The sequence below is a fragment of the Oceanibium sediminis genome (assembly GCF_003265325.1).
Classification (GTDB): domain Bacteria; phylum Pseudomonadota; class Alphaproteobacteria; order Rhodobacterales; family Rhodobacteraceae; genus Halovulum; species Halovulum sediminis.
Window position 1 is genome coordinate 340,850 of record NZ_QGNX01000003.1, and the last position, 24,918, is coordinate 365,767.

Consider the following 24,918-nt stretch of genomic DNA (forward strand, 5'->3'; position numbering starts at 1 on the left):
TCCCCCTAGGCGGTCAGCAGGTCCATGCAGTTTACGAAATTGCGACTTCTCGGCTTCAAGAGCTTTGTCGATCCCACGGAACTGGTGATCGCGCAAGGGCTGACGGGCGTCGTCGGTCCCAATGGCTGCGGCAAGTCCAACCTGCTCGAAGCGCTGCGCTGGGTGATGGGGGAAAACCGCCCCTCGGCGATGCGCGGCGGCGGGATGGAGGACGTGATCTTCAACGGCGCATTCTCGCGCCCGGCGCGGAACTACGCGGAAGTCACGCTGCATCTGGACAACCGGGACCGGCTGGCCCCCGCCGGGTTCAACGACCAGGACACGCTGGAAATCGTGCGCCGCATCACGCGGGACGCGGGCAGTGCCTACAAGACCAACGGCAAGGAGGCGCGGGCGCGCGACGTGCAGATGCTGTTCGCCGACGCCTCCACCGGGGCGCATAGCCCCGCACTGGTGCGTCAGGGGCAGATCTCCGAGTTGATCAACGCCAAGCCGAAGGCGCGGCGCCGTATTTTGGAGGAAGCGGCGGGGATCTCGGGGCTGTACCAGCGCCGGCACGAGGCGGAGCTGAAGCTGAAGGGGACGGAGACGAACCTCGCCCGGGTGGAGGATGTGCTGGAAGCCCTGCGCGCGCAGCTGTCGCAGCTTGAACGCCAGGCGCGGCAGGCGGCGCGCTATCGCGAGATCGGCGCGGCCCTGCGTCAGGCCGAGGGGCTGCTTCTGTTCCGCCGCTGGCAGGAGGCCGAGGCAGAGCGCCTTACTGCCGCCGCCGCCCTGACGGACGCGGTGAAACTGGCCGCCGCCGCGCAAGGGGCCGCCAGCGCCGCCGCCCGTGCGCGGGAGGAGGCGGAGACGAAGGTCCCCCCGCTGCGCGAGGAAGAGGCGATCGCCGGGGCGATCCTGCAACGCCAGCTGGTCGCGCGCGACGCGCTGAACGACCGGGACGCCCGCGCGGCAGAGGAAATCCGCAGCCTGACCTCTCGTATCGAGCAGCTGACCCGCGACGCGGAACGTGAGCGCGGGCTGAACCGCGATGCCGGTGAGCGGATCGCCGAGCTGGAGTGGGAGCAGAAGGCCATCGCCGAGGCCTCGGAAGGGCAGGCGGACCGTCTGGCCAAGGCCGAGGGCGCGGCGCAGGATGCCGCCGCGGGCCTGCGCACGGTGGAGGCGGATCTCGACCGCATGTCCGAGGATACGGCGCGCCTGTCCGCTCGCCACCAGTCCGCCGAACGCCGCGTCGCCGATGCACGCCAGCAGACCGCCCGCATGCAGCGCGAGCTGGAGGAGGCTGTGCAGGCCGAGGTGCGGCTCTCGGGCGAAATGCAGGCCGCGCGGGACGAAAAGGCCCGCGCCGACGCGGACCTCGCGGCCGCCCGCGCCGCCGCCGAAGGGGCCGAGGACGCCCTGACCGCCGCCGAAACCGCCCGCGCCGATGCGCAAACCGCCGAGGCCACCGCAAGGGGCGCACGCGCCGAGGCGGAGGGCGAGGTTTCCGCCCTGTCGGCGGAAGTCTCGGGTTTGCGCCGCCTGCTGGCGCGGGACGCGGGCGACGGCGCGCAGGTGCTGGATGCCGTGCGCGCCGACAAGGGCTACGAGGCGGCGCTGGGTGCCGCGCTGGGCGACGATCTGCGCGCCCCCGCCGGGGTGGGGGATAACCAGACCGGCTGGCGCGACCTTGCGCTGGGCGCGATCACCGCCAATCTGCCTGATGGGGCCGAACCCTTGGCCGGGCATGTCTCAGGCCCGGAGGTTCTGGCGCGCCGCCTGTCCCACATCGGGGTGGTGGACGCCGCTGACGGGCCGGGTTTGCAGGCCAGCCTGAGCCCTGGCCAGCGGCTGGTCAGCCGCGAGGGCGACCTGTGGCGCTGGGACGGGTTCGTCGCCACCGCCGCCGATGCGCCAAGCGCCGCCGCCCTGCGCCTGCAACAGCAGAACCGCCTTGCGGACCTGGAAGCCGCGCTGGCCAAGGCGGAAGCGGCGCAGGACGCCGCGCGCACCGCTCATGGCACGGCGCGTGCCGCGCTGGATGCCGCGCAGGAGCAGGAAACCGCTGCCCGCAACGCGCGCCGCGCGGCGGAGGACACGGCCTCGAAAGCGTTGCGTGATGCGGGGCGGGCGGAAACGGCGGAAACCACGCTGTCCGGGCGGCTGGAAACAGTGACCCTCGCCAAGGCCCGCCGGCAGGAGGACGTGGCAACGGCGGAAGCCGAAACCGAAGCCGCCGAAACCGCGATGAGCGACCTTGGCGACCTGGACGCGGCCCGCGCCGCGCTGGAAGCCGCGCGCACCGGCGTTGAAACCGCCCGCGCGGCGATGCTGTCGGCCCGCAGCGCCCATGACGACCTGCGCCGCGAGGTGGAGGGGCGCACCCGCCGCGCGCAGGAGATCATCAAGGAAATCAGCGGCTGGCGGCATCGCCTCGAAACCGCCGAGGCGCGGATCACGGAGCTTGACGCGCGCATCGCCGAAGGCCGCGAAAAGCTGACCGAGGCGGAGAAAGCCCCTGCCGCGATCACCGAGGAACGCTCGAAACTGGTCGAGCTGATTTCACAGGCTGAGGATCGCTGCGCCAAGGCCGCCGATGCGCTGGCCCTTGGTGAAACCACCTTGCGCGAATCCGAGGCCGCCGAACGCGCCGCCGAACGTGCCGCCGGTGAGGCGCGGGAAGGGCGCGCCCGCGCCGAGGCGCTGGCCGAAGCTGCGACCGACCGCGTGGCCGCCGCCGCCGAGCGCATCGAGGAAGAGCGCGATCAAACCCCCGAGGCGCTGCTCGAAACGCTGAAGGTGGACCCCGACAAGCTGCCCGACGCCGAAGCGACCGAGATCGAGGTCAACCGCCTGAAGCGCCAGCGCGAATCCCTTGGCGCCGTCAACCTGCGCGCCGAGGAGGACGCGGCCGGCGTGCAGACGGAATACGACACGCTGACCCAGGAAAAGACCGACCTCGAGGAAGCCGTCACCAAGCTGCGCCAGGGCATCGCAAACCTCAACCGCGAGGGGCGGCACCGCCTGCTCGCGGCCTTTGACGAGGTGAACGCCAACTTCACCACCCTGTTCCGCACGCTTTTCGGCGGTGGGGATGCTAACCTCGTGCTGGTGGAAAGCGACGACCCGCTTGAGGCGGGCCTTGAAATCATGTGCCAGCCGCCGGGCAAGAAGCTGTCCACCCTGTCGCTGCTGTCGGGGGGCGAGCAGACGCTGACCGCGTTGTCGCTGATCTTCGCGGTGTTCCTCGCGAACCCCTCGCCCATCTGCGTGCTGGACGAGGTGGACGCGCCGCTGGACGACGCCAACGTCACGCGCTTCTGCGACCTGCTGGACGAAATGACCCAGCGCACCGACACGCGCTTCCTGATCATCACCCACCACGCCGTCACGATGAGCCGGATGGATCGCCTGTTCGGCGTGACCATGGCCGAGCAGGGGGTCAGCCAGCTCGTCTCGGTCGATCTGCGCCAGGCTGAGGAACTGATCGACGCGTAAGCCGCGCAAGGGCGCCCGGGGAAACTTCACCGTCTTGCGCGGGGACTCCCCTTGTGCCATTCCACCCGCCATGTCCGCGCAGCTTCCCTATCCCGTGATCCACGAGATCTTCACCCGCTTCCGCGCCTCCGTCGCTGAACCGAAGGGAGAGTTGGATCACACCAACGCCTTCACGCTGGTCGTGGCGGTCGCCCTGTCCGCGCAGGCCACCGACAAGGGCGTGAACCTGGCCACCAAAGAGCTGTTCAAGATCGCCGACACCCCGGAAAAGATGCTGGCGCTGGGCGAGGATGCCCTGATCGAGCATATCAAGACCATCGGGCTGTTCCGCAACAAGGCCAAGAACGTCATCAAGCTCAGCCAGAAGCTGATCGATGATTTCGGCGGCGAGGTGCCTTCGTCCCGCGCGGCGCTGGAAAGCCTGCCGGGGGTGGGGCGCAAGACCGCCAACGTGGTGCTGAACATGTGGTTCAAGTACCCCGCGCAGGCGGTCGATACGCATATCTTCCGCGTCGGCAACCGCACCGGCATCGCGCCGGGCAAGGACGTGATGGCGGTGGAGCGTGCGATCGAGGACAACGTGCCGGTGGAATTCCAGCAGCACGCCCATCACTGGCTGATCCTGCACGGGCGCTACATCTGCAAGGCGCGCAAACCTGTCTGCGCCAACTGCATCATCCATGACCTTTGTCCCTTCGAGGAGAAGACCACGTGAGCAAGACCTACAAGGTATGCGGTATCGGAAACGCCATCGTCGACGTGCTGGCCCATGCGGACGACACATTCCTCGACCACATGGGGATCGAGAAGGGCATCATGCAGCTGGTCGAACGCAGTCGGGCGGAAACGCTTTATGCTGCGATGAAGCATCGCACGCAGGCCGCCGGGGGCTCGGTCGCCAACACGCTGGCGGGGCTTGGCAACCTGGGCCTCGCGACCGGTTTCATCGGGCGGGTGCGCGACGATGCCCTAGGCCGGTTCTACGCCGATGAGATGTCGGCCGGGGGCACCACCTTCCTGAACCCGCCGAAAGCGGATGCGGAGCTGCCCACCTCACGCTCGATGATCTTCGTGACGCCCGATGGCGAGCGCTCGATGAACACCTACCTCGGGATCTCCTCCGAGTTGGGGGAGGATGACGTGCCCGCCGCGGCGGTGGCGGATAGCGAGATCCTGTTTCTTGAGGGCTACCTTTATGACAAGCCGCAGGGCAAGGCGGCGTTCCAGGCCGCGGCGCGCGCCTGCCGGGATGGCGGCGGCAAGGCGGGGATCGCCCTGTCCGACCCGTTCTGCGTGGATCGCCACCGCGCCGATTTCCGCGCGCTGATGCAGGGTGAGCTGGACTACGTGATCGGCAACCGCGCGGAATGGCTGTCCTTCTACCAGACCGACGACTTGGAGGAGGCGATCGCCGAGGCGGCGAAGGCCTGCGGCGTCGTGGTGTGCACGCGCTCGGGCGAGGATGTGGTGATCCTGCATCACGGCGAGCGGATCGAGGTGCCGGTCGATACCGTCACGCCGATCGACGCCACCGGCGCGGGCGACCAGTTCGCCGCCGGGTTCCTCTACGGCTACGCCACCGGCGCACCGATGGAGGTTGCTGGGCGCATGGGCTGTGTCGCCGCGGGGGAGGTGATCTCCCACATGGGCGCGCGCCCGGTGGCCGACCTCAAAGAGCTGTTCATCGCCAACGACCTGATCTGAGAGGGGCCGAACCCATGTACGACTATGACGACCAGAACATTTTCGCCAAGATCCTGCGGGGCGAAATCCCGAACCGCACGGTGCTGGAGACCGAGCACACGCTGGCCTTCGAGGACATCGCGCCCCAGGCCCCGACCCATGTGCTGGTGATCCCGAAGGGGCCTTACGTGACCTACGATCATTTCGCCGCCGAAGCCTCGGACGCGGAGATCTTGGATTTCAACCGCACTCTGGGCCGCATCTGCCAGGAAACCGGTGTGTCCGGTGCCGCAGGGGGCAGCGGGTATCGCCTGATTTCCAACGCGGGCGAGGCGGGGGTGCAGGAAGTGCCGCATTTCCACGTGCATATCGCCGGTGGACGGATCCTGGGGCGGATGCTGGCGCAGGAAGGTTAAGGCGCGGCGCACTGAGCCGCTTGGGGAGCGAGGGGCGCAGTTTTTCATGCGCCCCGTTTCATTTCGGGTGCGAGCCCGTAGGGTGGGTTGTTCTCAACCCACCGTGCGGGACATCGATCAGATGCACACCACGTGCAGCGGCGGGAAGCCGTTGAAGCCGACGCTGGCGTAGGTGGTCGTATAGGCGCCGGTGTTCAGGATCCGCACGCGATCGCCCGCCCGCAGGGCGGTGGGCATCTGGATCGGGCGCTGCTCGTAGAGCACGTCCGCGCTGTCGCAGGACGGGCCGGCAAGGATGCAGGGGCCCGTCTCACCGCCGTCGGCGGTCGTGTCGAACTGGTAGCGGATCGCCTCGTCGATGGTTTCGGCCAGGCCCGAGAACTTGCCGATGTTGAGGTAGACCCAGCGCGCGATGTCGGAGGGGCGTTTGCGCGACACCAGCAGTACCTCGGCTGAGATCGCGCCAGCCTCGGCCACGAGGCCGCGGCCGGGTTCCGCCATGATGTAGGGCACGTCGCCGAAGTGGGCGCGCACGATGTCCATGACGCCGGTGCCGTATCCCATGGGGGCTTCGACCTCGTCCCCGTAGAAGGCGGGGAAGCCGCCGCCGATGTTCAGCACTTCCAACTCGAACCCTTCGGCGCGGGCGTCATGCCACACACCTGCGGCTTCTGTCAGAACCGGGCGCCACATCTCGGCTCGGCGGGTTTGTGAGCCGACGTGGAACGAGATGCCGACCGGATTCAGGCCGTGGGCGCGGGCGTAGCGCATCAGCGGCAGGATTTCCTCCGCCGGGGCGCCGAATTTGCGGCTGAGCGGCCAGTCCGCCTGGCTGTGCTCGACCAGCAGGCGGATGTAGACCCGCGCGCCCGGGGCGTGGATGGCCAACTTGTCCAGTTCCTCGGTCGCGTCGGCGGCGAACAGGTCGATGCCGTGGGCGCGCGCCCAGGCGATGTCGCCGACCTTCTTCACGGTGTTGCCGAAGGACACGTGGCGTGCATCCGCGCCCGCGTCGAGGCAGAGCGCGATTTCCCCGCGCGAGGCGGCGTCGAAGCGGCAGCCGGCCGCCACGAGGCGGCGGACAAGCTGCGGCTCGGGGTTGGCCTTCACGGCGTAGTGGATGTGCGCCGGGGCCAGAGACTGGGCCAGCGTGCGATAGCTGCCCACCGCGTGATCAAGGTCGAAGACCAGCGTCGGCTCATCGAAGTCGTGCGCATCCATGTAGGCTGCGACCTTGTCGGTGATGCGGGAGGATACGAAGGCGCGGCGCTCGTTAAGAGCGGACGCACCGGTGGCCATGGCCACGGTGTCGGCAGCAAGCATAGGGCTTCCCCATAATATCCCGGATTTCAGCCCGGACGGACGTTACAAGGACGCTTTATGTCGCTACGTAAACCGATGTGTGGCCAGAGGCGCGTGCAAGGGCGTCTAAAGCGCGGTATGGCTGAGTCGGGGGCATCGGACAATTGCAATTAATGCATGGCAGATACGGCGAATAGCGCGTAGCGGGAGCCGCAGGATTCGGGTCGCTCGCCGCTCGGCGGACGCGGTATAACGAAGGCCAGATGAAGGAGCCGCCCCCATGACCCATGCACCGGATCCCTACCATTATGCCGTGATCGCGCGCGCGATCGCCCATATCGGCGACACCGTCGATGCCCAACCCACGCTGGAGGAGGTAGCCGCCGCCGTCGGCCTCAGCCCGGCGCATTTCCAGCGCGTGTTCAGCGCCTGGGTCGGGGTCAGCCCGAAGCGCTACCAGCAGTACCTGACGCTGGACCATGCGAAGCGGATGCTCGAATCGCGGATGACAGTGCTGGACGCCGCCCATGGCGCGGGGCTTTCGGGGGCGTCGCGGCTGCATGACCTGTTCCTGCGCTGGGAGGCGATGACGCCGGGCGATTACGCGCAGCGGGGCGCCGGCACGACGATTTCGTGGGACTGGTGCGACAGCCCCTTTGGCGAGGCGCTGGTCATGGCCACGGCGCGGGGCATCTGCGGGCTGGCCTTCACTGCGGAAACCGGGCGCGCGGCGGCGATGGCCGACCTGCGCGCGCGCTGGCCCGAAGCCGACTTCGTGCAGGATCCCGCGCGGATCGCGCCGCTGGCGGAGCCCATCCTGACCGGCCGGGGAGAGGCGCGGCTGCACCTGATGGGCGGCCCGTTCCAGATCAAGGTGTGGGAGGCGCTGATGCGCATCCCCTCGGGGCAGGTAACGACCTATTCCAGCATCGCACAGGCCATCGGCAGCCCCGGCGCGGTGCGCGCCGTCGGCACGGCGGTGGGCCGCAACCCCGTCAGCCTGCTGATCCCCTGCCACCGCGCCTTGCGCAAATCCGGCGGGCTCGGGGGGTATCACTGGGGGCTGCCGGTCAAGCGCGCCATGCTCGCCTGGGAAGCGGCGCGGGCGGATGCGGCGGCGGGCGCGTCGTAGCAATCGGTAAGAAACCGCCGATGGACGCAACTAAATGTGAGGATCCTGCGTTATGCGTTGCATAAGCCATGCTATGAACGTTCTAGTGCGTCAAAATAACTAACTTTGAGAGGGATCCTCCATGCTGACAGCCAAACTTCCCGTGACCCTTGCCGCAGTTTCCGCCCTTGGGCTCGCGGCTTGCACCAACCCCGATGGCAGTGCCAACCGGACCGGGACAGGCGCGCTGATCGGTGCGGCAGGGGGCGCGATCGCCGGCCGCGTGATCGGCAACGACACCAAGGGCACGGTAATCGGCGCAGCCATTGGCGCGGCGGTCGGCGGCGGTGTCGGCGCCGTTCTGGACAAGCAGGAGCGTGACCTGCGCCGTGACCTCAGCGGGTCGGGCGCGCGAATCGTGAACACCGGCAGCGAGCTGGTCGTTGTCCTGCCCGAGGCGATCACCTTCGACGTCGACAGCACGCAGGTGAAGAACAACAGCCGCGCCAACATCCGCGCCATTGCCCGCAACCTGCAGGACTATCCGAACAGCCGTGTCGCCGTGATCGGTCACACCGACAACACCGGTTCGTCCAGTTACAACCAGACGCTGTCCGTCAACCGTGCGCGGGCCGTGGCGGCGATCCTGACCAACAACGGCGTTGCCCGCGGTCGCGTGCGGACCATCGGGCGGGGTGAAACCCAACCGGTCGCCTCCAACGGCACGGCCTCCGGGCGGCAGCAGAACCGCCGGGTGGAGATCGTGATCACGCCGACCACCTGACGCTGACGCGCAGGTAAAGCCTTGCCGGGGCCGTCCTTCGGGGCGGCCCCTTTGCGTGGGACGGGCGCGTCGCTCTCTGGTTGCGCGGCGTGCCCTCTGGTCATATGATCTTACCAATCACGCGGATAATGACGATGACATTCCAGAAAATCGAACCGGCACGGATCGCGACCAGCATACGTCAGCAGATCGAGAGCCTGATCCTGCGGGGCATCCTGCGCCCCGGTGAGCGGCTGCCCTCGGAACGGGAGCTGGCGGCGCAGCTTGACGTCTCGCGCCCGTCCCTGCGCGAAGCCCTGCAGGAGCTTGAGGGCGCTGGCCTGATCGTGACCCGGCCGGGGGCAGGGGCCTACGTGGCAGAGGTCCTGGGCTCTGCCTTCGCACCGCCGCTGGTGCGGCTGTTTTCCACCCATGACGAGGCTTTGTTCGACTACCTGTCGTTCCGGCGCGACCTGGAAGGGCTGGCGGCGGAGCGCGCGGCACGGCTGGCCAGCGACACGGACCTGAAGGTCATCACCACCGTTTTCGAGAAGATGGTGGCGGCCCATGAAAAGCGTTCCCCCAAGCAGGAGGCGGCGCTGGATGCAGATTTCCACATGGCCATCGTGGAGGCCAGCCACAACGTGGTGATGCTGCACATGATGCGCTCGATGTTCGAGATGCTCCAGGCGGGGGTCTTCTACAACCGCCAGGCGATGTTCGCCCTGCGCACCACCCGGCGCGAGCTGCTGGACCAGCACCGCGCGATCCATGACGCGATCGTCGCGCGCGACCCGGCGGCGGCGCGGGCCGCGGTGGATGCCCACATGAGTTTCATCGAGGGCGAGATGAAGGAACGTCTCCGCGTCGCGCGCAACGAGGAAACCGCGCGTCTGCGCTATGCCCATGAGGCGGGAAAGTAGCGCGCCGCTGCACCGCCGCCTAGCGGAACATCCCGATCCGGCGAAAGAACCACACCAGCCCGGCGGCGACGGCCAGCAGCACCCCGCAGACCGTGACAAAGCCATAGGGCTTGTCCGCCAGGGGGATGCCGCCGACGTTGATCCCGAGCAGCCCCGTCAGCAGCCCCAGCGGCAGGAAGACCGCCGCGACGACGGACAGCACCAGCATCTGGCGGTTCATCCGTTCCGAGCGATGCTCCATCACCTGTTCATGGATCACCTGTGCGCGGTCGCGGATCGTCTCCAGGTCCTCGCCGAGGCGGGTGATCCGCTCTGCCGCCTCGCGCAGGTGGGCGCGGTCCCGCTCGCCCAGCCAGTCCAGGTCCTCGATTTCAAGGGTGGACAGGGCGTCGCGCTGGGGCAGCATGTAGCGGCGCAGGATGATGGCGCTGCGCCGCGTGGCCGACAGCGATTGTGCCGAGACGTCCGCGCCGGGGGTCAGCAACTCCTCCTCCAGGGCGTCGATGGATTCGTTCAGCGTGGTGACGCTGGGCTCGGCCCGGTCCGCAAGGCGCAGCGCGATGCGCGAGATCAGGTCCCCCGGCGTGCGGGGCGCGCTGCCGCGTCCGATCCCGGCGATGACATCCTCGACCGCCTGGAGGGGGCGGCGCCAGACGCCGATGACGCGATGCGCCTCGATCCAGAAGCGGACGGAGATCATGTCCTCCGGCTCCGCGCCGGGGCTGAGGTTCACACCGCGCAGGTTCAGAAGGACGCCGCGGTCGTGCACCGTGCAGCGCGGCCGCGTCTCGTCTGCCAGCAGCGCGTCGATGACGTAGCTGTCGACACCGCAGTTGGTCAGAAGGTGCAGCGTGTCGGGCTGGTTCCGGGGCAGGTGCAGCCAATGGACGGCCGGACCGGCGGGCACCGGCAGGTCCGGCGGGGCCGCGGTCGCGCCACCGCTGCCGTCAAGCAGGACGGAATAGATTTCACCCCTGTCGCGCATGGCGTTTCCTTGCTGGAATGCTGAAAACCCGCTGCCACTCTGGGACATGACGGGGGCAAAGTCACGAAGGATGGCGGGGCGGCGCGTGGTTGGACAAAGGAAAACCCCCGCCCGACGGGGTCGGACGGGGGCAATGGCATTTCCGGTATCGGGGCTGGCTTAGTGCAGCTTGCCCTTCACGCTGGAAATCGCTTCGTCGATCAGCGCGTCGGCCTTGCCGGCGTCGATCTTCTGCGAGATGACGTCGGCGGCGGCGCGGACGGCGACGGTGACGGCGCGGTCCTTGACTTCTCGGACCGCTGCCTGTTCGGCAGAGGCGATCTGGTCGGTCGCGGCCTGAAGGCGACGCGCGATGGTCTCCTGCAGGTCTTCCTTCGCCAGTTCAAGCGCGGTGTCGGCTTCCGCCTTGGCGGCAGAAATGATGCCGGCGGCCTGGTCGGAGACTTCCTTCTGCTTCCGCTCGAAAGAGGCGAGCAGCGTCTGCGCTTCCTCGCGCAGGGTGCGTGCTTCGTCGAGTTCGAGCCGGATGCTTTCGGCGCGCCGGTCCAGCATGCCGCCCACCATCGCCGGGATCTTGAAGTACAGGATCACGCCGATGAACAGCAGGAAGCCCAGCAGCACCACGAAGTCGGTGTTGTTGAGGCTGAAGAACGGGCCTGTCGCCATGGGGAGTATCATCATGGTGTCAGCCCTTCATCCGGTTGGCGACCGCGGCCTTCACAGCCGCATCGTCGGCCACGTCGGGCATCAGCGCCGCAACGATGGCCGCACTGGTTTCGGTCGCGACTTCCTCGACGCTTTTCACCGCGCTGGCGCGGATTTCGTCGATGCGGGCCTCGGACTCGGCTGCCTTTGCGGCAATCTCGGCGTCGGCCTTTTCGGTTGCGAGGGCGAGTTCCTTCTGGATCTCCGCCTTGGTTTCGGCCGCGATGGCCTGCGCCTCGCTGCGCGCCTCGGCCAACGCCTTGTGATAGGCGGCTTCGGCGGCTTCGGCCTTCTGTTTCAGGTCGGCGGCCACTTCAAGGTCATTGGAAATGACTTCGAAGCGATCCTCGATGATGCCGCCGACACGGGGCATCGCAACGCGCGTTACGATGAAGTACAGCGCGAGCAGGGCCACCACCAGCCAGAAGATCTGGTTGGGGAAGGTCGAGAAGTCGAGCTGCGGCATGCCAGATGCCGATTCAGCCCCTTCAGTTGGCGTCGCCATGGTCACTCTCCGGGGTTGTTCCGCGCGCCGGTTTCCGGCCCGCGCCAGTCAGTCCGGCCCCGCGCAAGAGGCGCGGGGCCGGGACGGTTCTGTCTGATATCAGACAGCGAACATCAGCAGAAGGGCAACCAGGAACGAGAAGATGCCGAGCGCTTCGGCAAAGGCGATGCCGATGAACAGCGTCGCGGTCTGCTCGCCAGCGGCGGCGGGGTTGCGCAGCGCGCCGGACAGGAAGTTGCCGGCCACGTGGCCCACACCGATGCCTGCGCCGCCCATGCCGATGCATGCGAGGCCTGCGCCGATGAATTGACCCATTTCTGCGATATTGCCTTCCATGATGGATACTCCTCTGTATGGAATGACGGAATTAGGATGAGTTAGTGAGACGGGTGGAGCGCGTCGTTCAGGTAAACGACGGTCAGGATTGCGAAGACGTAGGCCTGGATACAGGCCACCAGCAGCTCCAGCCCGTAGATCGCGGTGATCGCGACGATCGGCAGAACCGCGCCTGCGCCAAGAGCGCCCGCGAAGCCTGCGAACACCTTCAGAACGGCGTGACCGGCCATCAGGTTGCCTGCAAGACGAATGGAGTGGCTGACCGGACGCACGAAGTAGGAGATGATCTCGATCACCGCCAGAACCGGGCGCAGGGGCAGGGGCGCGCTGGTGACCCAGAACAGACCCAGGAACGCCGCGCCGTGCTTGACGAAGCCGATCGCCGTGACCGTGAAGAACACGGCCAGCGCCAGCACCGCGGTCACCGCGATGTGCGACGTGACGGAGAAGGACGTGGGGATCAGCGCCAGCAGGTTGGCGAACAGGATGAAAGTGAACAGCGTCAGCACGTAGGGGAAGTACTTCAGACCCTCCTTGCCGGCGACGTCTTCGACCATCTTGCGGGTGAAACCGTAGAGCATTTCAGCCATGCTCTGACCGCGCGACGGAACGAGAGCCCGCCCGCGGGAGCCGACCACCAGCACCAGCGTAATCGCCAGGACCGTCAGCGCCATCCACATGGTGGCGTTGGTGGGGGTGTACCAGCTGATCGGCCCGTCGCCGAACAGCGGCTTGACCACGAACTGATCCATCGGATGGATGTTGAAGCCGCTGCCTTCTTGCGCCGGTTCTGCCATTGCTTACTCCGCCTCACCATTGGACCGCTCATGGTCCCGCTTCACTTCTTCCGCCGAGCGCATCATCGTGCGGATCCCGGCGGCAAAACCCAGAAGGGCGAAAATCACCAGGAACACGGGCAGCGTGCCGAACAGCACGTCGAGCCCGTAGCCGATGAAGCAGCCCAGCGCCATGCCGACCACCAGTTCCAAGACCATGCGCCACGCCAGCGAGCTGGTGTCGTACTTGTTCCGTCCGGCCCGCTTGGGCTGCCGCGCCTTCTGGACTGCGGCGATCCTCTCCTCCAACTGGCGGAGGCGGTCCGGGTCTGGTTCGTCGGCCATCTTCCAAGCCTTTTCGCCCGCCGAAGCACCAAAACGGCCCCCGGCTAACTCGGGCGGACACTAGGGGTGGGGGAAGGGCAAGTCAAGCAAGCTTGGAAGGTTTTTGATTCGGTTTAAAATATTGATTTTGCGTGATAAAAAATGGGTGCGACCGGCGGGCGCAGGCGCGGGGTGAAAAGGGTTTCGGCGCAGCGAAGCGGTTGCGATCCATTCAACCATTTGGTTGACGATTCATCTTGAAGCGGTCACCACGGGTCTTATGACCGCCGAAGACGCACATCTCGACTCCACCTTCGCCGCCCTGGCCGATCCGACCCGCCGGGCGATCGTGACCCGTCTGTTGGAGGGGGATTGCACGGTGGGTGACCTTGCAGAGCCGTTCGAGATGTCGCTTGCCGCCGTGTCCAAGCACCTGGCGATCCTGACCCGCGCGGGTCTTGTCACCCAGACCCGGGAGGGGCGCACCAAGTGGTGCCGGCTGGAAGTGACGAGCCTGCGCCCCGCCGCGCTGTGGATGGAAGCCTTCGGCAGTTTCGGCGCCGGGGACCTGGACGCGCTGGAAGCCATGCTGATCCAGCAGGGGCTGGCGGAGCCGGATCAGCCCTGAGGGCTGATGCCTCCGGCGGGGATATTTGAAGACTTTGGAGGGGCGGGTCCCGGTTATTGGGCCTGCGTGATGGAGACGAAGACGTCTTCCAGGTCCGGCTCCTCGGTGGCGATATCGCGGATGTGGATGTTCGCCGCGCGCACCGCGTCCAGAAGCGCCTCGGCCGGGGTTTCGCCGGGGGAGTAGGTGAGGGCGAGCGCGCCGTTCGGGCGGGTGTCCAGCGTCACGCCCTCGGGCAGGATCAGGTTCCCGGTCGGGGCGCTTTCCGGCGTGATCACCAGCGTCTTGGCGTTCATCCGGGACAGCAGGTTCGACGTGTCGTCGCAGGCGACGAGGCGGCCGTGGTTGATGATGGCGATCCGGTCGCACATTTCCTGGGCTTCTTCCAGGTAGTGGGTCGTCAGGATGATCGTGGTGCCCTGGCGGTTCAACTCGCGCACGTAGGCCCAGAGCATCTGGCGCAGCTCGATATCCACGCCGGCGGTGGGTTCGTCGAGGACCAGAACAGCGGGCGTGTGCACCAGCGCCTTGGCGATCAGCAGGCGGCGGCGCATGCCCCCGGACAGGCTGCGGGCGTAGGCGTCCGCCTTGTCCAGCAGGCCCACGGCGGAGAGGATTTCTTCCGTGCGGCGCTGGGACTTCGGCACGCCGTACAGGCCGGCCTGCACCTCCATCGCGGCGCGCGGGGTGAAGAAGGGGTCGAGGTTCAGCTCCTGGGGCACCACGCCGATGGCCGCGCGGGACTGGCGCGGGTTGCGGTCCTGGTCGAAGCCCCAGATTTCCACCGTGCCGGAGGTCTTGGTGACCAAACCCGCCAGGATGTTGATCGTGGTCGACTTGCCCGCCCCGTTCGGCCCAAGCAGGCCGAAGATGGAGCCGCGCGGCACCTCCAGGTCCAGCCCGTGCAGGGCTACCTTCGCCTCGGAGCGGCCGGAGGCGGCGTAGGTCTTGGTCAGACCTTTGATGCTGATGGCTGTGTCGGGCATGATCCCTCCGAAGGTGCGGGGCGCGGGTACATGGGCCCGGAAAACCGGACCCGGCTGATCTGAAACAGGTTTTGGGTCCGAAACACAAGGGTTGCCTTCGCGGCCCCCGGCATTTGGCCATTCTGCTGTTGCAGAAGAAAAATGCCGCCCTAGAATGTGGCCCGCGCCCCGGCGCCGAACATTCCCACCAAAGAGGTAGCCCCATGTCCACCGATGTCCCCGAGGTCGAGATCGTGACCCAGAAAAGGGTCGCCTGCGATGGCGGCACGCTGGGGCATCCCCGTGTCTGGCTGCAGATCGATCCCGAGACCGGCTACGTCGAATGCGGCTATTGCGACAAGCGCTACATCCTGAAGGACGGGCCGGCCGACAAGGGCTGACCCGAGCCCCCCTGTTGCCGGTGGTCAAATCGGCCGGGCCGGGTCATAACGGCCGCGTAGCGCAACGGGAGAATGACATGGACGCGACTTTCGGCAAGGGATGCCACCTGCATCTGATCGACGGATCGGCCTTCATCTTTCGTGCGTTCCACGCGCTGCCCCCGCTCAGCCGCAAGTCGGACGGCCTGCCCATCGGGGCGGTCGCTGGCTTTTGCAACATGATCTTCAAGATGGTCGAGGATAACACCGGGCCGGATGCGCCGACCCATGTTGCGGTGATCTTCGACAAGGGCAGCCACACCTTCCGCAACGACCTGTATGACCAGTACAAGGCCAACCGCGACGAGATGCCAGAGGATCTGCGCCCACAGATCCCCCTGACCCGCGAGGCGACCCGCGCCTTCAACATCGCCTGTATCGAGAAGGAAGGCTTCGAGGCCGACGACATCATCGCCACCTACGCCCGCGAGGCGCGGGAGGCGGGCGGGCGCGTCACCATCATCAGCTCGGACAAGGACCTGATGCAGCTGGTTGGCGGCGGAGTCGAAATGTTCGACGCGATGAAGAACACGCGCCTCGGCCCGGAGGAGGTGGAGGCGAAATTCGGCGTCGGCCCGGACCGGGTGGTCGACGTGCAGGCGCTGGCCGGGGATTCGGTGGACAACATTCCGGGCGCGCCGGGGATCGGGATCAAGACGGCGGCGCTGCTGATCAACGAGTATGGCGACCTCGACACGCTGCTGGAGCGTGCGGAGGAGATCAAGCAGCCCAAGCGCCGCCAGACGCTGATCGATCACGCCGACCAGATCCGCCTGTCCCGCAAGCTGGTGACGCTGGATCAGAACATGGAGGGGCTGGACCCGCTGGAGGCGCTGGAGGTCCGCGACCCCGTGGCCGAGGATCTGCTGGGCTTCCTGAGCGAGATGGAGTTCCGCACCCTCACCAAGCGCATCGCGGACAAGCTGGGCGCCGAGGTGCCGGAAATGCCCGAGCCGGGCAGCCTTGCGGCCAGCAACGACACCGGCGGCCCGGTGGCGGCGGACGTGCTGGAGGCCCCTTTCGGCGAAGGCTATGAAACCGTGCGCGACGCCGAGGCGCTGGCGCGCTGGATCGACGCGATCCGGGATCGCGGCTATGTCGCGGTGGACACCGAAACCACCGGGCTGGACGAAATGCGCGCCGAGTTGGTCGGCATCTGCCTGTCGGTGGAGCCGGGGCAGGCGTGCTACATCCCCCTGGCGCATGTGAACGGCAAGGGCGACCTGCTGGGCGGGGCTGAGCGGATCGAGGGGCAGCTTGAACTTCAGGCAACGCTCGACGCGCTGCGCCCGGTGCTTGAGGATGACGCGATCCTCAAGATCGGCCAGAACATGAAGTACGACATGAAGATCCTGGCCCGCTATGGAGTGGATGTCGCGCCGATCGCGGACACCATGCTGATGAGCTACGCCTGCCACGCGGGTCTGCACGGTCACGGCATGGATACGCTGTCGGAGCGCTACCTCAACCACACGCCGGTGCCGATCAAGTCGATCCTGGGCAGCGGCAAGAGCCAGATCACCTTCGACCAGGTGCCCATCGACGACGCGACGCCCTACGCCGCCGAGGATGCGGACATTACGCTGCGCCTGTGGAAGCTGTTCGCGCCCAAACTCCCGGCAGAGCGGGTGACGACCGTTTACGAGACGATGGAGCGCCCCCTGGTCCCGGTGCTGGCGCGGATGGAGATGCGCGGCATCAAGGTCGACCGCGACCATTTGAGCCGCATGTCCAACACCTTCGCCCAGAAGATGGCCGGGCTGGAGGCGGAGATCCACGAGCTCGCCGGGCGCAGCTTCAACGTCGGCAGTCCCAAGCAGCTGGGCGAGATCCTCTTTGACGAGATGAGCCTTGAGGGTGGCAAGAAGGGCAAGACCGGCGCCTATGCCACCGGCGCGGACGTGCTGGAAACGCTCGCCGCACAGGGCCATGACCTGCCCGCGCAGGTGCTGGACTGGCGCCAGCTTTCGAAGCTGAAATCGACCTACACCGATGCGTTGCAGGAACATATCCACCCGGACACCGGGCGGGTCCACACGTCTTATGCGATCGCGGGGGCGAACACCGGGCGCTTGGCCTCGACCGATCCGAACCTGCAGAACATCCCCGTGCGGACAGAGGAAGGGCGGCGCATCCGCGAAGCCTTCGTGGCCGAGAAGGGGAACGTGCTGCTCAGCCTCGACTATAGCCAGATAGAGCTCAGGATCCTGGCGCATATCGCCGGGATCGACAGCCTGAAACAGGCGTTCCGCGACGGGCTGGACATCCACGCCATGACCGCGTCCGAGATGTTCGACGTGCCGCTGGACGAGATGACGTCAGAGGTGCGGCGCAAGGCCAAGGCGATCAACTTCGGGGTGATCTACGGCATCTCGGCCTTCGGGCTGTCCAACAACCTGCGCATCCCGCGGGAAGAGGCGAAGGGCTTCATCGACCGCTATTTCGAACGCTTCCCCGGCATTCGCGAGTACATGGACGAAACCATCGCCTTCGCAAAGGAACACGGCTACGTGCAGACGCTGTTCGGGCGCAAGATCCACACGCCCGAGATCGGCTCGAAAGGCCCGCGCGCGGGGTTTGCCCAGCGTGCGGCGATCAACGCGCCGATCCAGGGCACGGCGGCGGACGTGATCCGCCGCGCGATGGTGCGCGTTGAACCCGCGCTGGCCGACCTGCCGGCGAAGATGCTGCTTCAGGTGCACGACGAACTGCTGTTCGAGGTGCCCGAGGATGCGGTGGACGACACCATCGCCGCGGTGCGCGGCGTGATGGAGGGGGCCGCGGAGCCCGCCGTCAAGCTGGACGTGCCGCTGACGGTGGAGGCGGGGCAGGGCGCGAACTGGGCCGAGGCGCACTAGCCCCCCCGGGCGCACTCAGTAGATCCTTGCCAGCCCTTCCTTCGGGTTGCGGTTCCAGGGGCTTAGGTCCAGCACGATCGCCAGCACCCGTTGCGGCGTGCCGTCCGGCTTGCGGATCGGGGCATATGTCATGGCGCACCACAGGGTGTTGCCGTCGGCGGCGACAAGCTCACGCTCCTCGCTGCGCACCTCGGCGTCGAGGATGCGTTGCCAGTGCGTGGCGTAATAGGCGTCATGCCGGCCCTTTTCGCCCATCAGCATCTGGTAGCTCATGTCGCACAGCACCTGGTGGGGCCAGCCGAGCAGCGCCTGCAGGTTGGGGTTGGCTTCCAGCACCCGGCTGTCGGGCGCGAACCAGGCCAGGCATTGCGTGGCATCCAGCGCGGCCATCAGGCCCCGGCGATCCTGCCGGTCTGCCTGGTGCAGGCGCAAACGGTGGTGGGACATGGCTTCCTCTCACGGCAGTTCGCCGCGAGGCTTAGCGCCCGTCGGTTAAGACGCCGTTTCCAGCCCGGCCATCGCCGCCGCCAGCACCGCTTCGTCGCAGCCGAGCGCGCGCAGCGAGCGCAGCGTCGTCTGGTCCGCGACCGCGTCCTGCCCCGTTTCGTCAAGCCGCAACCCGGATTGGGTCAGGTCCGCCGCGCCGTGGATCGCGCTCCACAGGAAGCGGATGTCATCCAGCGTCGGTTCCGTCGCCATGCCGCCGGCGTTGAACAGGTCGCGCGCGTTTTCATGCACGACATCGCGGATGGTGTAGCGCATGAACTCCGGGTTCTGGCTGTATTTCTCGCGGCACAGCACACCGATGCGCCCGAACATCATGCGCCAGAGCGTCGGGTTGCGATGGGCGAAGTCGACAAAGGCGCGACCCATGCGGAAGGCGCGGATCGCCGCCTCGTGCGCGTCTGCCGCGACCGCGCCTTCGGGGCGGATCTCGTAGAAGGTTGCGCTCAGGTCCTGGAAACCGTGGTGCGCCACCTCGGTCATCAGCTCGTCCTTGTCGCAGAAATGGCGATAGACGGCGCCCGAAGAAACGCCAAGCTCGCGCGCGGCGGCGCGCAGGCTCATGGCGTCGATGCAGCCCCCGTCAGTGGCCGAACGAGCATAGGCAACAAGGGCATCGCGAAGATCGCCTCTGCGAAGGCGCGTGGGACTGGTCATACGTTGACATGTAAGCAGTGATCACTAGATGGTCAATTCCGCGGCGTGCATGATCGTAGGAATTCCATGCCCTGCCGCGGGCCGCGCCGCCCACATGCAAAGGATCCCCTTATGCCGACACCCGTCTACGACACGACCGCCCCCGTCCTTGTCACCGGGGGGACCGGATACGTTGCCGGCTGGCTGATCCGCCGCCTGCTCGAGGAAGGGTTCACCGTCCATGCCACGGTGCGCAATCCCGACGACCCGGCCAAGGTCGGGCATCTGACGCAGATGGCGGATGCGTTGCCCGGTAGCCTGACCCTGTTCAAGGCGGACCTGTTGGAGGCCGGCGCCTTCGCGCCCGCGATGGCTGGGTGCCGCGTGGTGTTTCACACCGCGAGCCCGTTCACCTTGAACATCGAGGATCCCCAGCGCGACCTGGTCGATCCGGCGGTGAAGGGCACCCGGAACGTGCTTGAAACGGTGAACGCGACGCCCTCGGTCGAGCGGGTGGTGCTGACCAGCTCCTGCGCGGCTATCTACGGCGACAATATCGACGTGGCGGGCACGACCGGCGGGATTCTGACGGAGGATGACTGGAACACCACCTCCAGCATCGGGCACCAGGCCTATTCCTATTCCAAGGTGATGGCCGAGCGCGCGGCCTGGGAAATGGCGGATGCGCAATCGACCTGGCGGCTGGTGGTGGTCAACCCCTCGCTGGTGCTTGGCCCGGGGCTTGCGCCGACCCAGACGTCGGAGTCGTTCAACCTGCTGGAACAGATCGCGGGCGGGGCGTTCAAGTCGGGCGTGCCGCATTACGAGATCGGCGTCGTCGATGTCCGCACCGTGGCGGAGGCGCATATGCGCGCCGCCTTCCTTCCCGAGGCAGAGGGACGCCACATCACCAGCGCGAAGACGATGTCCTTCCTCGACGTCGCGGATGTCATCCGGCGCAGCCACCCGGACCGCCCGCTCCCGGTCCGCACTCTGCCGAAGTGGCTGTTGTGGCTGTTGGGACCGATGGTGGACAAGGCCGTCACGCGGCGCTTCGTGGCGCGCTCCGTCGGCCACCCCTGGCGGGCGGACAACAGCAAGTCGAAACAGGCGCTGGGGCTGGAATATCACCCCGTGGACACCGCGATCGAAGAAATGGTTCAGCAGATGGTGGACACCGGCAGGCTGAAACCGGCGTAGCGGCGCGGGCGGCTCAGAAGTCGCTGGTCAGCCCGTTTCGTTCCCAGTCCCCGAAACGCACCGGCTCTGGCCCGTCGCGCCCGCCAAGCTCGGTCGGCAGTTCTATGGCTGCCTGGGCCTTGCGGCGCTCCTCGGCCTCGGCCAGGGCGCGGGCGGCGGCGGCTTTCAGGCGCGCGTCTTTGTCGGTGGCGTCCGGCATGGAGTTCTCCTAAGTAGCGTGGGTGACTATATGGTCCTTATCCGGCGAACGGGCAAGGAGGGTTGATGGATGAACATGATACGCACGGCAATGCTTCTGGCTGCCATGACGGCGCTGCTGCTGACCGCGGGCTACGCCATGGGCGGGCAGACCGGGCTGATCATCGCGCTGGTGTTCGCCATCGCGACCAACGGCTTCGCCTACTGGAATTCCGACAGGATGGTGCTGCGGATGCACGACGCGCAGCCCGTCACCCGGATGAGCCACCCCGCGCTGCATGACATGGTCACGCGCCTTGCAAAGGCGGCAGACCTGCCGATGCCGGGCGTCTACCTCATCAACTCGCGCCAGCCCAACGCCTTTGCCACCGGGCGCAACCCCGACAACGCCGCCGTGGCGGTGACGATGGGGCTGCTGAACACCCTGACGTCGGAAGAAGTTGAGGGCGTCATCGCGCATGAACTTTCGCATATCAAGAACCGGGACACGCTGATCATGACCATCGCGGCGACCATCGCGGGGGCGATCTCCGTCCTTGCCAACATCGGCTTTTTCATGGGCGGCAACCGCGAGCGGGGCCAGTTCGGCGCCGTCGGCGTGATCCTGGCCGTGTTCTTGGCGCCGCTGGCGGCGGGGCTGATCCAGATGACCGTCAGCCGTACGCGCGAATACGCCGCCGACCGGGGCGGGGCCGAAATTTCGGGTAACCCGCTCGGGCTGGCCTCGGCGCTGGGCAAGATCTCGGCGGTGGCGGCGCGGGTGAAGATGCCGAGCGCCGAGACGCATCCGAACTCGGCCCATATGTTCGTGGTCAACCCGCTGGTGGGCATGCGCATCGACCGCCTGTTCGCGACCCACCCCCCGGCAGAACTGCGCATCCGCGCGCTTGAGCAGATGGCGCGGGACGGCAGTTACCGTACGCCGTCCGGCGTGCGCCAGGCGCGCTCACCCGGTGTAGGGGCGACGCGCCCCAGCTCGATCCCCGTGATCCGCAGGCGCCGCAAGTGAGCGGCGCGCCGGGCCAGTCCCCCCGCCGTGCCGCCGCCCGGATCCTTGGCGGCGTCCTGGAGCGTAACAAGACGCTCGCCGATTTCACCGAGGCGGGCGAAGGCTTCTTCGCCGAGCTTGCCCCTGAAGAACGGGCGCGGGCGACCTCCATCGCCACCGGCGTGCTGCGCCACGTGGCCCAGATCGATACGCTGTTGCAGGGGTTCCTGCGCAAGCCCCCGCCCGCTGCTGTCGTGATGATCCTGCGCATCGCCGCCTGGGAATTGCTTGTGGACGGCGTGCCGCCCCATGCGGCAGTGGACGGTGCGGTGCGCGCCGTGCGCTCGCTGCGCAAGCACGCGAACCTGGCCGGGCTGACCAACGCCGTCGGGCGCAAGCTGGCGCAGGACGGACCGGCGGTCTGGGAGGCGCGCGACGCGCCCGAGCTGCCTTATTGGCTGTGGAAGCCGGTCAGCGCCGCCTACGGCGCGGATGCCGCCGCCGCTATCGCGCTGGCCCATACCGCCACGCCGCCGCTGGACCTGACCTTGCGCGACCCCGACGACGCGGCGCGCTTCGCGGACGAGGTTGGCGGCGCGGTTCTGCCCACAGGCTCGGTCCGGTTGACCCAGCCGGGGCGGGTCAGCGGCTTGCCGGGCTATGATCAGGGCCGCTTCTGGGTGCAGGACGCGGCCGCCGCGCTTCCCGTGCAGATGCTGGGCGCGCTGCGCGGCGTGACAGCGGTGGATCTGTGCGCGGCGCCGGGGGGCAAGACGATGCAGCTTGCCGCCGCCGGTGCGCGGGTGACGGCCATCGACAAGTCCAAGGGGCGTCTGGCGCGCCTGTCGCAAAACCTGAAGCGCACCGGGCTGACGGCGGATGTCGTCACCTCGGACGCGCGCAAGTGGCGCCCCGAAGGCCCCGCACCGGATGTCATCGTGCTGGATGCACCCTGTTCGGCCACCGGCACCATTCGCCGCCACCCGGACCTCGTGTTCGCGCGCCCGGACCCGGACCTTGCGCCGCTGCTGAAGTTGCAGGCCGAGCTGATCGACCACGCGCTCGGGCTGCTCGCCCCCGGTGGGCGGCTGCTTTACTGCACCTGCTCGCTGTTCCCGGCCGAGGGTGAGGATCAGGCCGCCGCCGCGCTGGCCCGTCATCCCGGCCTGACCGTCGATCCGCATCGCCCCGAAGGCTGCGCCGAGGATTGGTGGACCGCAGAAGGCCACCTGCGCCTGCGCCCGGATTTCTGGGCAGAGCAGGGTGGCATGGACGGTTTTTTTGCCACGGTGCTCCGCAAGCCCGACGCGCTGCCATGACACGGCCACACCCTGCGCCTACAGTGAAGCGCGAGATCATTCATCGCTAACGGGAAGTTGCCGTGTCCGGACCCCTGTCCGTCCTGTCCGACCAGATCCACCGCCTGACCCGCGCCCGGGCCGAGGCGCGGGCGAAGGCGCACCTGGGGCGGCTGGCGGCGGGGCTGAGCTTCTCGGGGCTGGCGCATCGGCCCCCGGTGCGGGATTTCGGCGACTTCACCGCCGCACGCGACGCGCTTTCCGGCACCCTGCGGATCGGCGGCTACGCCACCCCGCTAACCGATCTGACGCCCTGGGACATCCCCCTGCCGACCGAAGCGTTGACCCAGGCCCTGCACGGGTTCGCCTGGCTAGACGATTTCGAGGCGCTGTCGGGCAAGGCCGCCCGCGCGCAGGCGCAGCGCTGGGCCATCGGCTGGCTCGACCGTTTCGGCGAAGGGCAGGGGCCGGGCTGGACCCCGGTCGCGACGGCGGGGCGGCTGAAGCGGATGATCATCCACATGCCGTTCCTCGAAAAGGACCTCGAGGGGGAGCAGCTTTCCCGCCTGCAAGCGATCCTGCCCGTCTTCGCCGCCTTCCTCGATGAAACCTCGGGAAGGGCGGAAACCGGGGCCGACCGCGCTGCCGCGCTGACCGGGATGGTCTATGGCGCGATCTGCCTCAACGGCTGGCAGGATCGCCTCGCCCCCGCGCTGAAGGGGCTGGCGCAACTCGCGCAGGACCGCGTGTCGCCGAACGGCGGCATGAAGTCCCGCAACCCCGAGGCGCTGCTGGCGGTGTTCCGCGACCTCGTCACCGTCAAGACCCTGCTGGAGGAGACGACCCGCCCCCCCGTCCCGGAGATCGAGGCCGCGATCCGCCGAATCGCCCCCGCGCTGCGCCTGCTGCGCCATGGCGATGGCACGCTGGCGCGCTTTCACGGCGGCGGGCCGGGGGCGGACGGGCTGCTTGACCGCTCGCTGGCCGAGGCGGGGATCCGCACGCGCCCCGGCACCGCCCCCGCCATGGGCTATGTCCGCCTGCACGGCGGGCGCACCCAGGTGATCGTGGATTGCGCGCGTCCGCCGGAAAACTCGGACCATGGCCACGCCAGCACGTTGGCGTTCGAGATGTCCTCGGGCCGGCGGCCGGTGATCGTCAATACCGGGCCCGCGCTCGCCCAGTGTCCGGACTGGTGGCGCGCGGCGCGCAGCACCTCGGCGCATAACACGCTGGCGCTCGACAAGACGTCCTCGTCCCGGCTCGGCCCGGAACGGGCGGCGGGCAGGGCGGGGTTCGACGCGCTCCTGACCCGGCCTTCCATGGTGACGCTGGCGCAGGCCAGCGACGCCACGGGCGCGTGGATCCAGACCCGCCACGACGGCTATCTGGAGGATTACGGCCTGCTGCATGAACGCCGGCTGTTCCTGTCCGCGCAGGGCGACCAGGTGCATGGCGAGGATGTGCTGCTCTCGCCCGATGACAAGGCGCGCCGCCGCTTCTCGGCCCGGATCAAGGGGGCGTCGAAGCTCGGCGTCGCGCTGTCCGTGCATTTCCACCTGCACCCCGATGTCGACGCGGCGCTTGAACGCGCGACCGACACCGTGCGCCTGACCCTGCTGAGCGGCGAGGTCTGGGTGTTCCGCCATGACGGCGGTCAGGTCGACCTGGAAACCGGCGTCTACCTCGACCCGGACAAGCCCGAGCCGGTGGCGACGCGCCAGATGGTGCTGCGCAGCCGCGCCACGACGCACAAGGCCGAAATAAGCTGGTCCCTGGTGCGGGAGGTCGTCGCAGGCCGCGCCAGACGCGATGTAGCCGTTGACGCCCAACAGGGCTGACGGCAAAAGGGCGCCAACCTTGAGCCACCGTCAGGAGACGTCATGTCCGA

General features: G+C 67.8%; 25 protein-coding genes. 14 read left to right on the forward strand and 11 right to left on the reverse strand.

Annotation, left to right across the window (positions count from 1 at the left end; translation table 11 throughout):
• Positions 1 to 24: 24 nt before the first annotated feature.
• The 4 genes from smc to DJ029_RS10105 all read left to right on the forward strand — a co-directional run bounded on the left by smc (position 25) and on the right by DJ029_RS10105 (position 5,582).
• Positions 25 to 3,483 carry a chromosome segregation protein SMC gene (gene smc / locus DJ029_RS10090; protein ID WP_112322308.1) on the forward strand — a complete coding sequence of 1,153 codons (3,459 nt, stop codon included), beginning with the start codon at positions 25 to 27 and terminating at the stop codon, positions 3,481 to 3,483.
• Between the two features lie 70 nt (positions 3,484 to 3,553).
• Entirely contained in the window at positions 3,554 to 4,198 is a 645-nt protein-coding gene (nth, locus tag DJ029_RS10095; RefSeq protein WP_112322309.1) for an endonuclease III, read from the forward strand.
• Positions 4,195 to 5,187 carry an adenosine kinase gene (locus DJ029_RS10100; RefSeq protein WP_232823038.1) on the forward strand — a complete coding sequence of 331 codons (993 nt, stop codon included), beginning with the start codon at positions 4,195 to 4,197 and terminating at the stop codon, positions 5,185 to 5,187. Before nth ends, DJ029_RS10100 begins: the two co-directional genes overlap by 4 nt.
• A gap of 14 nt (positions 5,188 to 5,201) precedes the next feature.
• Entirely contained in the window at positions 5,202 to 5,582 is a 381-nt protein-coding gene (locus tag DJ029_RS10105; RefSeq protein WP_112322310.1) for an HIT domain-containing protein, read from the forward strand.
• Positions 5,583 to 5,699: 117 nt separating this feature from the next.
• On the opposite strand, the gene DJ029_RS10110 is transcribed toward DJ029_RS10105, so the two are convergent.
• Positions 5,700 to 6,803, reverse strand: coding sequence for a type III PLP-dependent enzyme (locus DJ029_RS10110; RefSeq protein ID WP_232823050.1), 1,104 nt, complete (start codon positions 6,801 to 6,803; stop codon positions 5,700 to 5,702).
• Positions 6,804 to 7,164: 361 nt separating this feature from the next.
• Between DJ029_RS10110 and DJ029_RS10115 the strand changes: the two genes are divergently transcribed.
• The 3 genes from DJ029_RS10115 to DJ029_RS10125 all read left to right on the forward strand — a co-directional run bounded on the left by DJ029_RS10115 (position 7,165) and on the right by DJ029_RS10125 (position 9,681).
• Complete coding sequence (locus DJ029_RS10115; RefSeq protein ID WP_112322311.1) at positions 7,165 to 8,016, forward strand: methylated-DNA--[protein]-cysteine S-methyltransferase; 852 nt, start codon at positions 7,165 to 7,167, stop codon at positions 8,014 to 8,016.
• A gap of 121 nt (positions 8,017 to 8,137) precedes the next feature.
• Positions 8,138 to 8,779, forward strand: coding sequence for a YiaD family glycine zipper/OmpA-like lipoprotein (locus DJ029_RS10120; RefSeq protein ID WP_112322312.1), 642 nt, complete (start codon positions 8,138 to 8,140; stop codon positions 8,777 to 8,779).
• Positions 8,780 to 8,913: 134 nt separating this feature from the next.
• Positions 8,914 to 9,681, forward strand: a complete 768-nt coding sequence (locus DJ029_RS10125; protein ID WP_112322313.1) for an FCD domain-containing protein — start codon at positions 8,914 to 8,916, stop codon at positions 9,679 to 9,681.
• A 19-nt stretch (positions 9,682 to 9,700) separates the two neighbouring features.
• On the opposite strand, the gene DJ029_RS10130 is transcribed toward DJ029_RS10125, so the two are convergent.
• From DJ029_RS10130 to DJ029_RS10155, 6 genes are all read right to left on the reverse strand, one after another.
• Positions 9,701 to 10,666, reverse strand: a complete 966-nt coding sequence (locus tag DJ029_RS10130; RefSeq protein ID WP_112322314.1) for a zinc transporter ZntB — start codon at positions 10,664 to 10,666, stop codon at positions 9,701 to 9,703.
• Positions 10,667 to 10,825: 159 nt separating this feature from the next.
• Positions 10,826 to 11,347 carry a F0F1 ATP synthase subunit B gene (locus tag DJ029_RS10135; RefSeq protein WP_232823039.1) on the reverse strand — a complete coding sequence of 174 codons (522 nt, stop codon included), beginning with the start codon at positions 11,345 to 11,347 and terminating at the stop codon, positions 10,826 to 10,828.
• Positions 11,348 to 11,351: 4 nt separating this feature from the next.
• Positions 11,352 to 11,876 carry a F0F1 ATP synthase subunit B' gene (locus DJ029_RS10140; RefSeq protein WP_112322315.1) on the reverse strand — a complete coding sequence of 175 codons (525 nt, stop codon included), beginning with the start codon at positions 11,874 to 11,876 and terminating at the stop codon, positions 11,352 to 11,354.
• Between the two features lie 99 nt (positions 11,877 to 11,975).
• A complete protein-coding gene (locus DJ029_RS10145; protein ID WP_112322316.1) occupies positions 11,976 to 12,212 on the reverse strand; it encodes a F0F1 ATP synthase subunit C in 237 nt (78 codons plus the stop codon).
• Positions 12,213 to 12,253: 41 nt separating this feature from the next.
• Positions 12,254 to 13,009, reverse strand: a complete 756-nt coding sequence (locus DJ029_RS10150; RefSeq protein ID WP_112322317.1) for a F0F1 ATP synthase subunit A — start codon at positions 13,007 to 13,009, stop codon at positions 12,254 to 12,256.
• Between the two features lie 3 nt (positions 13,010 to 13,012).
• Positions 13,013 to 13,333: an AtpZ/AtpI family protein gene (locus DJ029_RS10155; protein ID WP_112322318.1), complete on the reverse strand. Its 321-nt coding sequence runs from the start codon at positions 13,331 to 13,333 to the stop codon at positions 13,013 to 13,015.
• Between the two features lie 259 nt (positions 13,334 to 13,592).
• Here DJ029_RS10155 and DJ029_RS10160 point away from each other — a divergent pair, with 259 nt between their 5' ends.
• Positions 13,593 to 13,940, forward strand: coding sequence for an ArsR/SmtB family transcription factor (locus DJ029_RS10160; protein ID WP_112322319.1), 348 nt, complete (start codon positions 13,593 to 13,595; stop codon positions 13,938 to 13,940).
• Between the two features lie 53 nt (positions 13,941 to 13,993).
• Here DJ029_RS10160 and DJ029_RS10165 read toward each other — a convergent pair whose 3' ends face one another.
• Positions 13,994 to 14,926, reverse strand: a complete 933-nt coding sequence (locus DJ029_RS10165; RefSeq protein ID WP_112322320.1) for an ABC transporter ATP-binding protein — start codon at positions 14,924 to 14,926, stop codon at positions 13,994 to 13,996.
• Positions 14,927 to 15,129: 203 nt separating this feature from the next.
• Between DJ029_RS10165 and DJ029_RS10170 the strand changes: the two genes are divergently transcribed.
• The gene (locus DJ029_RS10170) at positions 15,130 to 15,306 is read left to right on the forward strand and encodes a zinc-finger domain-containing protein (RefSeq protein WP_112322321.1); all 177 of its coding nucleotides are present in this window, start codon (positions 15,130 to 15,132) and stop codon (positions 15,304 to 15,306) included.
• A 77-nt stretch (positions 15,307 to 15,383) separates the two neighbouring features.
• The gene (gene polA, locus DJ029_RS10175; RefSeq protein WP_112322322.1) at positions 15,384 to 18,203 is read left to right on the forward strand and encodes a DNA polymerase I; all 2,820 of its coding nucleotides are present in this window, start codon (positions 15,384 to 15,386) and stop codon (positions 18,201 to 18,203) included.
• A gap of 15 nt (positions 18,204 to 18,218) precedes the next feature.
• On the opposite strand, the gene DJ029_RS10180 is transcribed toward polA, so the two are convergent.
• Together DJ029_RS10180 and DJ029_RS10185 are read right to left on the reverse strand one after the other, a co-directional pair.
• Positions 18,219 to 18,650, reverse strand: coding sequence for a PAS domain-containing protein (locus DJ029_RS10180; RefSeq protein ID WP_112322323.1), 432 nt, complete (start codon positions 18,648 to 18,650; stop codon positions 18,219 to 18,221).
• Between the two features lie 45 nt (positions 18,651 to 18,695).
• Positions 18,696 to 19,271 carry a TetR/AcrR family transcriptional regulator gene (locus tag DJ029_RS10185; RefSeq protein WP_232823040.1) on the reverse strand — a complete coding sequence of 192 codons (576 nt, stop codon included), beginning with the start codon at positions 19,269 to 19,271 and terminating at the stop codon, positions 18,696 to 18,698.
• A 204-nt stretch (positions 19,272 to 19,475) separates the two neighbouring features.
• Between DJ029_RS10185 and DJ029_RS10190 the strand changes: the two genes are divergently transcribed.
• Positions 19,476 to 20,543 carry an NAD-dependent epimerase/dehydratase family protein gene (locus DJ029_RS10190; protein WP_112322325.1) on the forward strand — a complete coding sequence of 356 codons (1,068 nt, stop codon included), beginning with the start codon at positions 19,476 to 19,478 and terminating at the stop codon, positions 20,541 to 20,543.
• 13 nt (positions 20,544 to 20,556) lie between these two features.
• Here the strand turns inward: DJ029_RS10190 and DJ029_RS10195 are convergent, their stop codons facing one another.
• Entirely contained in the window at positions 20,557 to 20,742 is a 186-nt protein-coding gene (locus DJ029_RS10195; protein WP_112322326.1) for a DUF1674 domain-containing protein, read from the reverse strand.
• A gap of 69 nt (positions 20,743 to 20,811) precedes the next feature.
• Between DJ029_RS10195 and htpX the strand changes: the two genes are divergently transcribed.
• The 3 genes from htpX to DJ029_RS10210 all read left to right on the forward strand — a co-directional run bounded on the left by htpX (position 20,812) and on the right by DJ029_RS10210 (position 24,868).
• Complete coding sequence (gene htpX / locus DJ029_RS10200; RefSeq protein WP_112322327.1) at positions 20,812 to 21,750, forward strand: zinc metalloprotease HtpX; 939 nt, start codon at positions 20,812 to 20,814, stop codon at positions 21,748 to 21,750.
• Positions 21,747 to 23,048, forward strand: a complete 1,302-nt coding sequence (locus DJ029_RS10205; RefSeq protein ID WP_112322328.1) for an RsmB/NOP family class I SAM-dependent RNA methyltransferase — start codon at positions 21,747 to 21,749, stop codon at positions 23,046 to 23,048. The genes htpX and DJ029_RS10205 overlap by 4 nt, the downstream gene beginning before the upstream one ends.
• Positions 23,049 to 23,110: 62 nt before the next feature.
• A complete protein-coding gene (locus DJ029_RS10210; protein ID WP_112322329.1) occupies positions 23,111 to 24,868 on the forward strand; it encodes a heparinase II/III family protein in 1,758 nt (585 codons plus the stop codon).
• Positions 24,869 to 24,918 lie beyond the last annotated feature (50 nt).

Excerpts from the sequence above, each read along its gene's own strand:
- DJ029_RS10140 (WP_112322315.1), bottom strand. The coding sequence starts at position 11,876 with ATGGCGACGCCAACTGAAGGGGCTGAATCGGCATCTGGCATGCCGCAG.
- DJ029_RS10115 (WP_112322311.1), top strand. The coding sequence starts at position 7,165 with ATGACCCATGCACCGGATCCCTACCATTATGCCGTGATCGCGCGCGCG.
- DJ029_RS10120 (WP_112322312.1), top strand. The coding sequence starts at position 8,138 with ATGCTGACAGCCAAACTTCCCGTGACCCTTGCCGCAGTTTCCGCCCTT.
- DJ029_RS10180 (WP_112322323.1), bottom strand. The coding sequence starts at position 18,650 with ATGTCCCACCACCGTTTGCGCCTGCACCAGGCAGACCGGCAGGATCGC.
- DJ029_RS10155 (WP_112322318.1), bottom strand. The coding sequence starts at position 13,333 with ATGGCCGACGAACCAGACCCGGACCGCCTCCGCCAGTTGGAGGAGAGG.
- htpX (WP_112322327.1), top strand. The coding sequence starts at position 20,812 with ATGAACATGATACGCACGGCAATGCTTCTGGCTGCCATGACGGCGCTG.
- DJ029_RS10190 (WP_112322325.1), top strand. The coding sequence starts at position 19,476 with ATGCCGACACCCGTCTACGACACGACCGCCCCCGTCCTTGTCACCGGG.
- DJ029_RS10170 (WP_112322321.1), top strand. The coding sequence starts at position 15,130 with ATGTCCACCGATGTCCCCGAGGTCGAGATCGTGACCCAGAAAAGGGTC.
- DJ029_RS10195 (WP_112322326.1), bottom strand. The coding sequence starts at position 20,742 with ATGCCGGACGCCACCGACAAAGACGCGCGCCTGAAAGCCGCCGCCGCC.
- DJ029_RS10150 (WP_112322317.1), bottom strand. The coding sequence starts at position 13,009 with ATGGCAGAACCGGCGCAAGAAGGCAGCGGCTTCAACATCCATCCGATG.
- DJ029_RS10110 (WP_232823050.1), bottom strand. The coding sequence starts at position 6,803 with ATGGATGCGCACGACTTCGATGAGCCGACGCTGGTCTTCGACCTTGAT.
- nth (WP_112322309.1), top strand. The coding sequence starts at position 3,554 with ATGTCCGCGCAGCTTCCCTATCCCGTGATCCACGAGATCTTCACCCGC.
- DJ029_RS10105 (WP_112322310.1), top strand. The coding sequence starts at position 5,202 with ATGTACGACTATGACGACCAGAACATTTTCGCCAAGATCCTGCGGGGC.
- DJ029_RS10165 (WP_112322320.1), bottom strand. The coding sequence starts at position 14,926 with ATGCCCGACACAGCCATCAGCATCAAAGGTCTGACCAAGACCTACGCC.
- DJ029_RS10135 (WP_232823039.1), bottom strand. The coding sequence starts at position 11,347 with ATGATGATACTCCCCATGGCGACAGGCCCGTTCTTCAGCCTCAACAAC.
- DJ029_RS10130 (WP_112322314.1), bottom strand. The coding sequence starts at position 10,666 with ATGCGCGACAGGGGTGAAATCTATTCCGTCCTGCTTGACGGCAGCGGT.
- DJ029_RS10145 (WP_112322316.1), bottom strand. The coding sequence starts at position 12,212 with ATGGAAGGCAATATCGCAGAAATGGGTCAATTCATCGGCGCAGGCCTC.
- DJ029_RS10160 (WP_112322319.1), top strand. The coding sequence starts at position 13,593 with ATGACCGCCGAAGACGCACATCTCGACTCCACCTTCGCCGCCCTGGCC.
- polA (WP_112322322.1), top strand. The coding sequence starts at position 15,384 with ATGGACGCGACTTTCGGCAAGGGATGCCACCTGCATCTGATCGACGGA.
- DJ029_RS10125 (WP_112322313.1), top strand. The coding sequence starts at position 8,914 with ATGACATTCCAGAAAATCGAACCGGCACGGATCGCGACCAGCATACGT.
- smc (WP_112322308.1), top strand. The coding sequence starts at position 25 with ATGCAGTTTACGAAATTGCGACTTCTCGGCTTCAAGAGCTTTGTCGAT.
- DJ029_RS10185 (WP_232823040.1), bottom strand. The coding sequence starts at position 19,271 with ATGAGCCTGCGCGCCGCCGCGCGCGAGCTTGGCGTTTCTTCGGGCGCC.